This window comes from Streptomyces sp. NPDC050528 (assembly GCF_044457795.1).
Classification (GTDB): domain Bacteria; phylum Actinomycetota; class Actinomycetes; order Streptomycetales; family Streptomycetaceae; genus Streptomyces.
This window is the reverse complement of the sequence record NZ_JBITHH010000008.1, coordinates 454603-467900: the sequence shown is the minus strand read 5'-3', so window position 1 is coordinate 467900 and position 13298 is coordinate 454603. Positions and strand designations below refer to the sequence as shown.

The window sequence follows — 13298 nt, the reverse complement described above, 5'->3', positions numbered from 1 at the left end:
ACAGCCTCGCGGCCACGCCCTAAAACCTAGCCACATGACATTCATTTTCAAAACCGCGATCGCGGCGGACCGGTAGTGCGCGTCGCGTTCGTCGGCAAGGGCGGCAGCGGAAAGACCACGCTGTCGGCCCTCTTCGCCCGCCATCTGGCCCGCGCCGGCGCCCCCGTGCTCGCCATCGACGGCGACATCAACCAGCACCTGGCCGAGGCTCTGTCCCCCGGTACGACACCGGTCGCCGCGCCACCCCTGGCAGCCCACCTGACCGAGCTCAAGAACTACCTGCGCGGCACCAACCCCCGCATCGCCTCCGCCGAGGCCATGATCAAGACCACCCCACCGGGACGCGGCTCACGCCTGCTGCGCCTGCTGGGCGACGACGAGGTGCACGCGCGCCATGTGGTCCGGGCGGGTGACGTTCCGCTGATGGCGACGGGCGAGTTCGAGGAGAGCGATCTGGGGGTGGCCTGCTACCACTCCAAACTCGGCGCGGTGGAGCTGTACTTGAACCACCTCGTCGACGGCCCCGCCGAGTACGTCGTGGTCGACATGACGGCCGGCGCCGATGCCTTCGCCTCCGGCCTCTTCACCCGCTTCGACCTGACGTTCCTGGTGGCCGAACCCACCCGCAAGGGCGTCTCCGTCTACCGCCAATACCGCGAGCATGCACGGGAGTTCGACATCCCCCTCGCCGTGATCGGCAACAAGGTCACCGGCGAGGACGACCTGCTCTTCCTCAAGGAGGAGGTGGGCGACGACCTCCTGACCCACCTGATCCACTCTCCCGCCGTCCGCGCCGCCGAACAGGGCAGAACCCAGGGCGAGTTGGAGCCACACAACACACACGCCCTGCGCCTTCTGCGCGAGGCGGTAGACGCCCGCCCCAGGGACTGGCCGACCCTGCACCGCCACGCCGTCGAGTTCCACCTCCGCAACGCACGGGCCTGGGCGGACAAGACAACAGGCCTGGACCTAGCGGCCCAGGTGGACCCGGAGTACGTACCGGGCCCGACGCCACAGCCCTGACACCACCCCGCTCCCCCCCCCACTCCCCATCCCCATCCCCAACTACCGGACAGGACACCCCTTTTCATGTCTCTCGACGTCTCTCCGAAGCTCCTCGCCGAAGCCGAGCACGGCACCATCCGCGAGGCGGACTTCGTGGACACGGTCCGCACGTCCCTCCCCTACGCCTACGACCTCATCGCCGGCCTCGCCACCGAACTCCACGACGGCACGGCCGACTTCACCGACAACCAGACCCCGCCCCCGTCCGAACAGGAACGCGGCCAGTTGCTGCGCGCGTTGGCGAGTGACGCGATCCGAGGGAGCCTGGAGCGCCACTTCGGGGTGGCCCTGGCCTTCCAGAACTGCCACCGGGTGGCGGCGTTCCGGCCGGGGGCGCTGGGCGGGGAGACGTACGCGCGGTTCACGTCGGTACGGTCCCAAGTGCTGAACCAGTCACCGGAGTTCAGGGACTGCTGACGGGCAGCACCAGCGCGACGAACCGCTCGGCGTCGTCCAGCCACGGCATGTGTCCGGCGCCGGGCTGAACCACCAACTCCGCGTTCGGGAACAACCCCGCGTACTCCGCCATCGCGCGCGGCGGAGCGGAGATGTCGAACTCGCCGGCCAGGACGAGCACCGGGGATGTGAACGCGGCCAGGGCCGCGCGGGTGTCGGTCGGGGCGAAGGCGCCTTCCGTGGCGTAGGCGGCCGCGGCCTCCGCGTTCGTCTGCTTCGTGTCGGCCTCGTCGACGGCGCGGGCCGTCTCGTCCCAACGGGCGTACGCGAAGGGCGAGATGGCCTGCCAGGAGTCGGGGGTCGCGCGGCCGGCGGTGATGTTCTTCAGGGCGGCGAACGCGGGTCCGAACCACGGTTCGGACCCGCGCAGTCGCGCCACCTCCAGGCGGTCCTCGGCGGTGATCTCGACTCCGACCGCGTAGACGCTGGGGGTGACCAGCGTGAGGTGGGCCACGCGGTCCGGGTGGCGGGCCGTGTACAGCGCGGCCAGGTTCGCACCGGCCGAGTGGGCGAGCAGGTCCAGCCGGTCGAGCCCCAACTCGACGCGCAGCGCCTCGACGTCGTCCACCTGACGGTCGCAGCGGTACGACGCCGGGTCCGCCGGTGCGTCCGACGCGCCCGTGCCCCGTAGGTCCAGCCGGATCAGCCGACGGTGGGCGGTGAGGCCGCCGAGGGTGCCCAGGTACGCCGAGTCGCGCATCGGTCCGCCGGGGAGGCAGACCAGGGGCGGGCCGTCGCCCGATGCGTGGTACGCGAGGCGGGTTCCGTCGGGTGCTGCGAAGGTCGGCATGCGCGTGAGCGTGTCAGGGCGCCCGGCGCGCGGCAACCGGATTGTCGGGCGGTCGAACGGGCCGGTCCGGTTCCGCGCTCCGGACCGGCCCAGCTGTCACTTCTTCTGCTCGACCCGCACCCAGTCCACCTCCGCCTGCACTCCCCCGGCCGCGACCTTGTCCACGCTCGACTGCGGCAGGCCCCAGTACGGCGTCGTCACCTGGTTCCAGCCGGCCGGATAGGCGCCGCCCAGCGCGAGGTTGAGGATGACGTACTGGTTGTGGTCGTAGACCCATTGGCCTCGGGTCGATTCGAGTTTGTTGCGGGTGGTCTCCTGGACGAGGGTGTCGTCGACGGAGAAACGCATCCCGGTCGGCGTCCATTCGACCGCGTACGTGTGCCACTGGTCGGCCGTGCCGCCGTTCGGGTAGGTCTGGCGGGCGCCAATGTTGCCGTCGGCGGAGTAGCCGGGGCCGTGCAGGGCCGTGCTCGTCCAGGTCGGGTAGCCGATGTTCTCCATGATGTCGGTCTCGCCGGAGGCCGGCCAGGAGACCGACGGGTCGTCGACGTTGCTGCCGAGCAGCCAGAAGGCGGGCCAGAACCCGTCGCCGACCGGCAACTTCATGCGGGCGCTGACCTTGCCGTAGCCGAAGTCGAAGTGGGTGTTGGTGTCGATGCGGCCCGACGTGAAGTCGTACGTACCGCCGCTCGCCTGCGTGCAGCCCTTGCAGTACTTCGCGGCGAGGATCAACTCCCCGTTCTGCGTACGGACGTTGTCCGTGGAGTCGACGTACGCCTGGGACTCGCCGTTGACCGAGCCCATTTCCGTGCCGGTCCTCACCACCCGCCACTTGGAGCGGTCGAGGGCCGCCGACGTGAAGTCGTCGAAGAACGTCGTCTGGTACGTGCCCGGCTGGTCGCCGGGGAGTGCGGGGTAGGCCGCCGCCGCGCTGCCGCCGGTGCCCCAGACCTGGAACTCGTAGAGGGAGTAGCCGAATTGGGCCGTGTACGGTGCCGGGTTGTAGAAGGAGCGGCGTTCCTTTCCGAGCATGCGGACGTAGCGGCCGGTGACCGGCTGGGGCAGGGTGACCGTGTCGTGGCGGCCCGTCGCGTCGGCGGGCGCCTGGATGTTCGCGCGGCGGGCCGCGATGTCGGCGGCCGAGGGTTCGTAGACCGTGCGCCAGGTGCTGTTGTCGTCCGAGACCTGGAGCAAGTAGTCGACGGCGTACGCCGATTCCCAGTAGAGGTCGACCGTGTCGATCGTCGAGGTCGCGCCCAGGTCCACCGAGACCCAGCGGTCGGCGTTCCAGTCGCTGGACCAACGGGTCGCGTCGTCCTTGAGGTTGGCGGGCCGGCCGCCGTCGGTGACGTACGCCGGTGAAACGCCGTTGTGCTGGTAGTAGTTGGAGTACGCCGGGTGGTTCAGGGCGAGGTTGGTGCGGGTCGTGGACGCGGGGGCCGGTTCGCCGCCGTAGACCTTGAAGGAGTAGAGCGAGTAGCCGTAGGGCGTGGCACGTTCCAAGCCGCGCAGGCGGATGTAACGGCCCGTCACTTCCTGGGGGTACGTGCTCGTGGTGACCGAGCCGCCGGTGCCGGCCGTCTCCGTGTAGAACGGCGTCCAGTCGGTGCCGTTCTTGGAGACCTCCAGGACGTATCTCTTGCCGTAGGCCGTCTCCCAGTCGAGGGTGACGCGGTCGACGCGGATCGTCGTGCCGAGGTCGAGGCGGATCCAGGCGTCGTCGGCGAAGTTGCTGGACCAGCGGGTCGCGCTGTCGCCGTCGAAGGCGAGGCCGGGGGTGGTGCCGGCGTTCTCGCTGCCGGAGGCGGTGGCGGCGGCCGGGTTCGCGGCGTAGGCGGCGGCCGCGCGGTCGGTGTCCCAGGTCGCGGCGGCCGCGGCCTGCGGGGCGGGGGCCGCGAGGGCCGGGGTGGCGGAGAACAGGGCCAGCGCGGTGAGCGCCGTGAGCAGGGTGCGTGCGGGCATGCGGGTCTCCTTGAGGGGCGGATCTCCTTCTGGGGGCGGTCGTGCCGACATGCAGCTGACTGTCGTGCGCATGACATATGCAGGGATGGTGGCGCCCCGGTGGGTGCAGGCTCCCCCGCCCGCACCCACCGGGGCCGTCCGGTCAGGCCGCGCGCCGCGCCCGGCTGCGGTGGTCGCGGATGATGTCCGCGTACCGGCGGCCGGAGCCCTTGATCGTGCGGACCTGGGTCTCGTAGTCCACGTGGACCAGTCCAAAACGCTTCTCGTAGCCGTACGCCCACTCGAAGTTGTCGAGCAGCGACCAGGCGAAGTACCCGGCCAGCGGGGCGCCCTTGCGGGCCGCCGAGGCACAGGCGGCGAGGTGCTGGACCAGGTAGTCCTGGCGTTCCGGGTCGTCGACGGTGCCGTCGGGGCGGACGACATCGGGGAACGAGGAGCCGTTCTCGGTGACGTAGATCCTGCGGGGGTCGTACTCCTCGGTGAGGCGCAGCAGCAGGGTCTCGATGCCGGACGCGTCGATCTCCCAGTCCATGCCGGTGCGCGGGACGCCGAGGCGGCGCACGGCGCGGGTGTAGGGGGCGGGGCCGTCGGGGGCGTCGGCGACGGTTGCCGGGAAGTAGTAGTTCAGGCCGAGCCAGTCCAGGGGGGCCGCGATGGTCGCCAAGTCGCCCGGCTGCTCGGGGAGTTCGACGCCGTACGTCTCGACCATGTCCGCCGGGAAGCCGCGGCCGTGGATCGGGTCGAGCCACCAGCGGTTGACGTGGCCGTCCTGCCGGCGGGCCGCCTGGACGTCCTCGTCGCGGTCGGAGGCCGGGTACACCGTGGAGAGGTTGTTGACGATGCCGACCTGGGCGTTCGGGGCGGCGGCGCGGATCGCCTGGGCGGCGAGGCCGTGGCCCAACAGGAGGTGGTAGGAGGCGCGCACGGCGGCCGTCAGATCGGTCCAACCCGGGGCCATCTTGCCTTCGAGGTGGCCGATCCAGGCCGAGCAGGAGGGCTCGTTGAGGGTCGTCCAGTGGGTGACGCGGTCGCCGAGGCGTTCGGCCATGACCGAGGCGTACGCGGCGAAGTGCTCGGCGGTCGCGCGCTCGGGCCAGCCGCCGCGGTCCTGGAGGGCCTGGGGCAGGTCCCAGTGGTAGAGGGTGACGGAGGGGGTGATGCCCGCCTCCAGGAGTCCGTCCACCAACTCGTCGTAGAACGCGAGGCCCTTGGGGTTCGTCGGACCGTCGCCGCCGGGGATGACGCGGGGCCAGGCGATCGACAACCGGTAGGCGTTGGCGCCGAGTTGGCGCATCAGGCCGATGTCCTCGCGCCAGCGGTGGTAGTGGTCGCAGGCGACGTCGCCGTTGTCGTCGTTCGCGATCTTTCCGGGGGTGTGCGAGAAGGTGTCCCAGATCGACGGCGCGCGTCCGTCCTCGGCGACGGCTCCCTCGATCTGGTACGCCGCGGTGGCCGTGCCCCACAGGAAGTCGTGCGGGAGTGCGGCGAAATCGATGGTCACTGAAGTCCCTTTACGGTCAGCTGAGTTGGTCGGGTCGGTCACTTGACGGCGCCCGCCGTCAGCCCGGCGACGAGATAGCGCTGCAGCAGCAGGAAGCCGGCGACCACGGGCACGCTGACGACCAGCGAGGCGGCCATGATCTGGTTCCAGTACACGTCGTTGAGCGTGGAGTAGCCCTGGAGTCCGACGGCGAGCGTGCGGGTCGAGTCGTTCGTCATGACGGAGGCGAAGAGGACTTCTCCCCACGCGGTCATGAAGGCGTAGACGGCAACCGCGACGATGCCGGGGATCGCTGCGGGGACGACGACACGCAGCAGCGCGCCGAGCGGTCCGCAGCCGTCGACCAGCGCGGCTTCGTCCAAGTCCCTTGGCACGGAGTCGAAGTAGCCGATCAGCATCCAGATGGAGAACGGGAGCGAGAAGGTGAGATACGTCAGGATCAGGCCGCCGCGCGAGCCGAACAGGGCGATGCCCGTGGCGTTGCCGATGTTGACGTAGAGGAGGAACAGCGGGAGGAGGAACAGGATGCCCGGGAACATCTGCGTCGACAGGACGGTGACCGTGAAGACGCGCTTGCCGCGGAACTCGTAGCGGCTGACGGCGTACGCGGCGAAGACCGCGATCACCACCGAGCAGAGGGTCGCGGCGACGGACACGATCAGCGAGTTCATGAAGTACTTCGCGAGCGGGACCGTCGACCAGATGTCGATGTACGGGCGGATCGTGAGACCGCTCGGCAGCCAGCGGAACTTGCCCGTGACGTCCGAGAGCGGTTTCAGGGAGCTGGAGAGCATGACGTACACCGGCACCAGGACGAAGCCGGCGAGCAGGGTGAGGAAGATCCGCCGCGACCAGATGAAGGAGCGGGGCGGGGCCATCGGCGACCTGGTGAGCGAGGAACTAGACATTGGCCGACTTCCTTCCGCGTGAAGTGACCGCCAGGTACACGCCGGTGACGACGAGCAGGAACAGGAGCAGCAGGACCGACATCGCGGAGCCGGTGCCGAAGTTCCAGGTGACGAACGAGGCTTGGTAGATGTGCACCGAGATGAGGTCCGCGGCCTCGGGTGCGGACCTGCCGAACAGGACGTACGGCGTGTTGAAGTCGTTGAACGTCCACAGGAACAGGACGAGGACCAGCACCTGGTTGACCGGGCGCAGCGACGGCAGGGTGATGCGGCGGATCTGCTGCAACAGGCCGGCGCCGTCGATCGACGCGGCCTCGTACAGCTCCTTGGGGATGTTCTGGAGGCCGGCCATGACGATGAGGAAGGCGAACGGCCAGCCCTTCCACACGTGCACGATGAGCAGCGCGTAGAAGCTGTTGTCGCCGATCAGCCAGAACGACGGCTTGCTGGTGATGTGCAGCTGGTCGTGCAGGACGTGGTTCACCAGGCCGTTGTCGTGCTGGAACATGAAGACCCAGGTGATGACGGCCGCGTAGACCGGCAGCGCGTACGGGATGAGAAAGAGCGCTCTCAAGAACCCGCGGCCGCGGAAGTTGTCCTGCATGTAGATCGCGGTGACCGTGCCGAGCAGCCAGCAGAAGGCGACCGAGAGCAGGGTGAAGCCGACGGTGACGAAGAAGGAGTGCAGCAGCGCCTTGCCGACGGGGGCGCTGAAGTCCACCGAGACCTTGTAGTTGCCGAAACCGGTCCAGGGCGCGGTGCCCCAGTCGCGGATGTAGAACTGGGTGAGCTCCTTGAAGCTCATGACGATGCCGATGACCATCGGCACCAGGTGGACCAGGAGTTCGAGGATCAGGGCGGGCAGGAGCAGCAGATACGGCAGTCCGATGCGACGGATCCGGTCACTGCGGCGGCGCGGGCCGGGGGCCGCCGTGGCGGAAGGGGTCTTCCGCTCGGCGGCCTCCGGGGTGACAGTGCTCGTCACAGTCGCACTCACTTCGCCGGCATCTGCTGCTGAGCCTTTTCGAGCTCCGCCTTGACCGACGCGGTCGTCACCGCGCGTCCCGCGGCGGCGTCGGCGAACAGGTCCTTGACGGCCGTGCCGACCGCCGTCTCGAACTGGGACTCGTCGGCGACCTGCGGGAGCGCGGCGGCGCTCTTGGCGAGGGTGTCCTTGAGGACGGCGTTCGCGGGGGTGTTGAACGCGGTGTCCTCCTGCGCGGTCTTCACCGGCGGGATGGAGCTGTACGCCGTGTTGAGGATCTTCTGCTCGGCGTCGCTCGTCATGAACTTCACGAACTTGGTGGAGCCGTCCAGGTTGTCGGTGTTCTTGAAGACGGCGAGGTTGATGCCCGCCACCATCGAGTTGGTCTGCGCGCCGGTGCCCGGGGTGCCGGACTGCACGGGGATCGGGGCGATGCCGTACGCACTGTCGCTCATGCCCTGCGACTTGAGGTTGGCGGAGGCCGACTGCCACATCAGCATCGCCGTCTTGCCCTTGGCGAAGTCGCTGACGGACTGGTTCTGCGCGTACTCGGCGTTGCCGACCGGGATGACCTTGTCCGTGGCCATCAGGTCGACGTACTGCTTGACGGCCGCCACGACGCCGTCGTTGGTGAAGTCGGCCTTGCCGTCGGCGGTGAAGAAGTCGGCGCCGTGCTGCTTGGCGAAGACGAACGCGTGGTGGATGTTCTCGGAGACGTTGGCGCCCTCGGCGCCGAGCACCTGCTTGCCCTTCGCCTGGATCTTCTTGCCGTCGGCGACCAACTCGGTCCAGGTGGCGGGCGGTTGGGAGATGCCGGCGTCGGCGAAGATCTGCTTGTTGTAGTAGAGCGCGTACGCCATCGAGTACAGCGGGACGGCGGCCGGGTCCTTGCCGGTGGCGCCGGTGGAGCCGAGCGCGGAGTCGACGAAGCGGTCCTTGCCGCCGATCTTCGCGAAGTTGGCCGTGCTCCACGGCAGGAAGGCGCCGGTGGCCTGCAGCGAGGCGCTCCAGGTGTTGCCGATGTTCAGGACGTCGGGGCCCTGGCCTGAAGTCGTCGCCGTGAGGATGCGGTTGAGCAGGTCGGACCAGGGCACGACCTCCAGCTTCACCGTGATGCCGGTCTGCTTCTTGAACTTGTCGAGTTCCGGCTGGAGGACCTTCTTGTCGATCGCGATGCTGGCGCCCTGGTTGGAGGCCCAGTAGGTGAGCGTCTTGGGCGAGTCGTTGGATCCCCCACCCGTGGACGAACCGCCTCCGCAGGCCGTGGCCGCAAGGGCGAGTGACATGGTGACGGCGCCTACGGCCGCGGCTCGGATGCTGCGCATACTCCGGGTGTCCCTTCAGGGAATGCACTCACGACTTAATTTAGGACGTGAGTTAAACCTCGGAAGCCAAAGGCGTCAAGAGTTTGGACGCCACTCGTCGAACTCGGTCGTACCTCTTGACGACCGTGTTCACGGACCTGAAGCATTCCCCCGCGAGAGAGCGCTCCCAACCCCACCGGCGTTCATTTCATGAACAAGGAGAGCCGCGAAATGTCCTCAGTTCCCCGCAGAACCGTTCTCGGTGCGGCCGCGGCCGTGTCCGCGCTGGCAGCACTGCCGACCCCCGCCTCCGCCGCCCCCGCAACTCCCGCCGCGAACAAGCCACTTGCCGCTCTGCCGGGCGGCGGCGATCTTGGCCCCAACGTGATCGTCTTCGACCCGTCCACCGCCGGCATCCAGGCGAGGCTCGACCAGATCTTCGCCCAACAGGAGACGGCCCAGTTCGGCACCGGCCGCTACCAACTGCTGTTCAAGCCGGGCACGTACAGCGGGCTCAACGCCCAACTCGGCTTCTACACCTCGATCTCCGGGCTCGGCCTCTCCCCCGACGACACCACGATCAACGGTGACATCACGGTCGACGCCGGCTGGTTCAACGGCAACGCCACCCAGAACTTCTGGCGTTCGGCGGAGAACCTCGCGCTGGTGCCCGTCAGCGGTACGAACAGGTGGGCCGTGGCTCAGGCGGCCCCCTTCCGTCGTATGCACGTACGCGGCAGCCTCAACCTCTCCCCGAACGGCTACGGTTGGGCCAGCGGCGGCTACATCGCCGACAGCCGGATCGACGGCCAGGTCCAGCCGTACTCGCAGCAGCAGTGGTACACCCGCGACAGCGCGATCGGCAGCTGGCTCAACGGTGTCTGGAACATGGTCTTCTCAGGCGTCCAGGGCGCTCCGGCGCAGGGCTTCCCCAACCCGGTGTACACCACGCTGGCCACCACCCCGGTCTCCCGCGAGAAGCCCTTCCTCTACCTGAACGGCACCGAGTACCGCGTCTTCCTCCCGGAGAAGCGCACCAACGCGAGCGGCGTGACCTGGGGCAACGGCACACCGCGCGGCACCTCGCTGTCCCTGTCCCAGTTCTACGTCGCGAAGCCGGGCGTCACGGCCGCCACGCTCAACCAGGCGCTCACCCAGGGACTTCACCTCCTGCTGACGCCGGGCATCTACCACCTGGACCAGCCGATCCAGGTGAACCGCGCCAACACCGTTGTGCTGGGCCTGGGTTACGCAACTCTGGCCCCGGACAACGGAGTTACGGCCCTCAAGACCGCCGACGTCGACGGCGTACGGCTGGCCGGGTTCCTGATCGACGCGGGCGCGGTCAACTCGAACACCCTGCTGGAAGTCGGCCCGTCGGGTACGACCACGGACCACTCCGCCAACCCGACCACCGTGCAGGACGTGTTCGTCCGCATCGGCGGCGCGGGCGCGGGCAAGGCCACCACCAGCATGGTCATCAACAACCGGCACACCATCGTCGACCACACCTGGCTCTGGCGCGCCGACCACGGCTCGGGCATCGGCTGGGACACCAACCGGGCCGACTACGGCCTCGTCGTCAACGGCGCGGACGTGCTGGCCACCGGCCTGTTCGTGGAGCACTTCAACAAGTACGACGTGCAGTGGAACGGCGAGCGCGGCCGCACGATCTTCTTCCAGAACGAGAAGGCGTACGACGCCCCGAACCAGGCCGCGATCCAGAACGGGTCGATCAAGGGCTACGCCGCGTACAAGGTCGCCGACAGCGTGACCGTGCACGAGGGCTGGGGCCTGGGCAGTTACTGCTACTACAACGTGGCCCCGACGATCGTGCAGCACAACGGCTTCGCGGCGCCGAACCGTTCGGGCGTGAAGTTCCACGACCTGCTCGTCGTCTCGCTCGGCGGCCAGGGCCAGTACGAACACGTCATCAACGAGACGGGCTCCCCGACTTCGGGCACGTCGACCGTGCCGTCCACGGTGGTCTCGTACCCCTGAGATCCCCGGAGGCCCTCAGATCCCGGGGCTCCCCGAGATTCCGGGAGTCGTCGAGACTCCCGGAGTCCCTGAGTACGTGGCGGGTGCGGGCCGAAGCTCCCCCTTCGGTCCGCACCCGCCACCGTCACCGGACGGTCACCGCGTTCGGCGCCGGGGCGTACCCCGTGGGCCGGGCGGTGAACGTGCCCCGGCCCTGGGTCCGGCTGCGCAACCGCGTCGCGTAGCCGAAGAGTTCGGCCAGCGGCACGGTCGCCGTGACGACCGCCGAACCCGTGCGGGTCGTCGAGCCGGTGACGCGGCCGCGCCGGGCGGCCAGGTCGCCGAGCACCCCGCCGACCGCGTCCTCGGGCACGGTGACGGTGACCTCGACGACCGGTTCGAGGAGGACCGTCGCACAGGCGCGCAGGGCTTCGCGCAGGCCCAGGCGGCCGGCCGTGCGGAACGCCTGCTCCGAGGAGTCCTTCACATGGGTCGCCCCGTCGGTCAGCGTCACGCACAGCCCGGTCACCGGGAAGCCGCCGATCGGCCCCTCGGTGAGGGCGTCACGGCACCCGGCCTCCACCGAGCGGACGTACTCCTGCGGCACCCGCCCGCCGACAACCGCCGAGCGGAACTCGAAGCCGAGGCCGTCGAGCGGCTCGACGTCGAGCACGATGTGCGCGAACTGGCCCGATCCTCCGTCCTGTTTGACGTGCCGGTAGACCAGGCCGGACACACCGCGTACGACCGTCTCCCGGTAAGCGACCCTGGGGCGACCGACGTTGACGTCCACACCCGTGGCCTGGCGGATCTTCTCCACCGCGACCTCCAGGTGCAGTTCGCCCATGCCGGACAGGACCGTCTGGCCGGTCTCGGTGTCCGTCCGTACGACCAACGACGGGTCCTCCTCGGCCAGTCGGGCGAGCGCCGACGCCAGTCGGTCGGTGTCGGTGCTCCTGCGTGCCTCGACCGCCACCGAGACCACCGGGTCGGCGACCGTGGGCGGTTCGAGGACGAGCGGGGCGTCCGGCGCGCACAGGGTCGAACCCGCGCGGGCCGACTTCAGCCCGACCACGGCGACGATGTCCCCGGCGACGGCCCGGTCCAGCCGTTCGTGCCGGTCGGCCTGCACCCGCAGGATGCGTCCGATCCGCTCGGTGCGCCGCGCGCCCGGGTCCCACACCGTGTCTCCCTTCTCGATCGTGCCCGAATAGATCCGCAGATACGTCAGCCGCCCGGTGGCGGTCGCGCTCACCTTGAACGCCAGTGCGGCCAGCGGCAGTTGAGGATCGGCCGCCCGCTCCCGCTCGACCCCGTCACCGTCCGTTCCCCGTACCGCCGGCACGTCCGACGGCGACGGCAGATACGCCACCACGGCGTCCAGCAGCGGTTCGACGCCCCGGTTGCGGTAGGCCGAGCCGCACAGCACGACCACACCGTCGCCGGTGCGGGTGAGGTCGCGCAGGGCGGAGCTCAACGTCTCGGCGGACAGGGCCGATCCGTCGTAGAACTCCTCCAGCGCGCCCGCGTGCAGCTCCGCCACCGCCTCCTCCAGCAGTCGCCTACGTCGGCGTGCCTCCGCCAACAGGGCTTCTGGTATTGGGACTTCCTCCGCCGTGTCGGCGCCGTCGGTCCACACCAGGGCCCGCATCCTCAGCAGGTCGACGACTCCGGTGAAGCGGTCCTCCGTGCCGATCGGCAACTGCACCACCAGCGGCGCCGGATGGAGCCGTTCGCGGATCGAGGCGACGGCCGTGTCGAGGTCGGCGCCCGCGCGGTCCAGCTTGTTGACGAAGGCGATGCGCGGGACGCCGTACCGGTCGGCCTGGCGCCACACCGACTCGCTCTGCGGCTCGACGCCCGCGACGGCGTCGAACACCGCGATCGCCCCGTCGAGGACACGCAGGGACCGTTCCACCTCGTCGGCGAAGTCGACGTGGCCCGGGGTGTCGATCAGGTTGATCCGGTGACCGTCCCAGGCGCAGGTGACGGCCGCGGCGAAGATGGTGATCCCACGGTCGCGCTCCTGGGGGTCGAAGTCGGTGACGGTGGTGCCGTCGTGGACCTCACCGCGCTTGTGGGTGCTGCCGGTGAGGTAGAGGAACCGCTCGGTGACCGTGGTCTTGCCGGCGTCGACGTGGGCGAGGATGCCCAGGTTGCGGACGGCGGAGAGCGGTGTGGTGAGAGGGCGTTCGGTGCGCACGGCCCGTGGCCTTTCGCGATGTGATTCCGTGCAGGGCAGCGCAATTGCCGTATGTAATGAGTGAATTGACGGTGTGTCAGTGAGCCGTCGTCACGTCACGGCATCCGGTACCGGCCGCGCAGCGGGCACCGGACGGCCGGAGAC

General features: G+C 69.3%; 10 protein-coding genes. 3 read left to right on the top strand and 7 right to left on the bottom strand.

The window, feature by feature from the left end:
• Nucleotides 1–75: 75 nt before the first annotated feature.
• Together ACIBK4_RS28675 and ACIBK4_RS28670 are read left to right on the top strand one after the other, a co-directional pair.
• Complete coding sequence (locus ACIBK4_RS28675) at nucleotides 76–1023, top strand: ATP-binding protein (RefSeq protein WP_398998998.1); 948 nt, start codon at nucleotides 76–78, stop codon at nucleotides 1021–1023.
• A 66-nt stretch (nucleotides 1024–1089) separates the two neighbouring features.
• Nucleotides 1090–1482: an SCO5389 family protein gene (locus tag ACIBK4_RS28670; RefSeq protein ID WP_398998996.1), complete on the top strand. Its 393-nt coding sequence runs from the start codon at nucleotides 1090–1092 to the stop codon at nucleotides 1480–1482.
• Here ACIBK4_RS28670 and ACIBK4_RS28665 read toward each other — a convergent pair.
• From ACIBK4_RS28665 to ACIBK4_RS28640, 6 genes are all read right to left on the bottom strand, one after another.
• Nucleotides 1469–2311: an alpha/beta fold hydrolase gene (locus tag ACIBK4_RS28665; protein ID WP_398998994.1), complete on the bottom strand. Its 843-nt coding sequence runs from the start codon at nucleotides 2309–2311 to the stop codon at nucleotides 1469–1471. The genes ACIBK4_RS28670 and ACIBK4_RS28665 overlap by 14 nt on opposite strands.
• A gap of 96 nt (nucleotides 2312–2407) precedes the next feature.
• Complete coding sequence (locus tag ACIBK4_RS28660) at nucleotides 2408–4273, bottom strand: discoidin domain-containing protein (protein ID WP_398998992.1); 1866 nt, start codon at nucleotides 4271–4273, stop codon at nucleotides 2408–2410.
• Nucleotides 4274–4415: 142 nt separating this feature from the next.
• Nucleotides 4416–5774 (bottom strand): GH1 family beta-glucosidase, encoded by a 1359-nt coding sequence (locus ACIBK4_RS28655; protein ID WP_398998990.1) that lies wholly within the window; start codon nucleotides 5772–5774, stop codon nucleotides 4416–4418.
• 38 nt (nucleotides 5775–5812) lie between these two features.
• On the bottom strand, nucleotides 5813–6682 hold the full coding sequence (locus tag ACIBK4_RS28650) for a carbohydrate ABC transporter permease (RefSeq protein ID WP_398998988.1): 870 nt from the start codon (nucleotides 6680–6682) through the stop codon (nucleotides 5813–5815).
• Nucleotides 6675–7667: a carbohydrate ABC transporter permease gene (locus ACIBK4_RS28645; protein WP_398998986.1), complete on the bottom strand. Its 993-nt coding sequence runs from the start codon at nucleotides 7665–7667 to the stop codon at nucleotides 6675–6677. The genes ACIBK4_RS28650 and ACIBK4_RS28645 overlap by 8 nt, the downstream gene beginning before the upstream one ends.
• 8 nt (nucleotides 7668–7675) lie before the next feature.
• Nucleotides 7676–8992, bottom strand: a complete 1317-nt coding sequence (locus ACIBK4_RS28640; protein WP_398998984.1) for an ABC transporter substrate-binding protein — start codon at nucleotides 8990–8992, stop codon at nucleotides 7676–7678.
• Nucleotides 8993–9202: 210 nt separating this feature from the next.
• Between ACIBK4_RS28640 and ACIBK4_RS28635 the strand changes: the two genes are divergently transcribed.
• Nucleotides 9203–10972 carry a coagulation factor 5/8 type domain-containing protein gene (locus ACIBK4_RS28635; RefSeq protein WP_398998982.1) on the top strand — a complete coding sequence of 590 codons (1770 nt, stop codon included), beginning with the start codon at nucleotides 9203–9205 and terminating at the stop codon, nucleotides 10970–10972.
• 124 nt (nucleotides 10973–11096) lie between these two features.
• Here ACIBK4_RS28635 and fusA read toward each other — a convergent pair whose 3' ends face one another.
• Nucleotides 11097–13154: an elongation factor G gene (gene fusA / locus ACIBK4_RS28630; RefSeq protein ID WP_398998980.1), complete on the bottom strand. Its 2058-nt coding sequence runs from the start codon at nucleotides 13152–13154 to the stop codon at nucleotides 11097–11099.
• Nucleotides 13155–13298 lie beyond the last annotated feature (144 nt).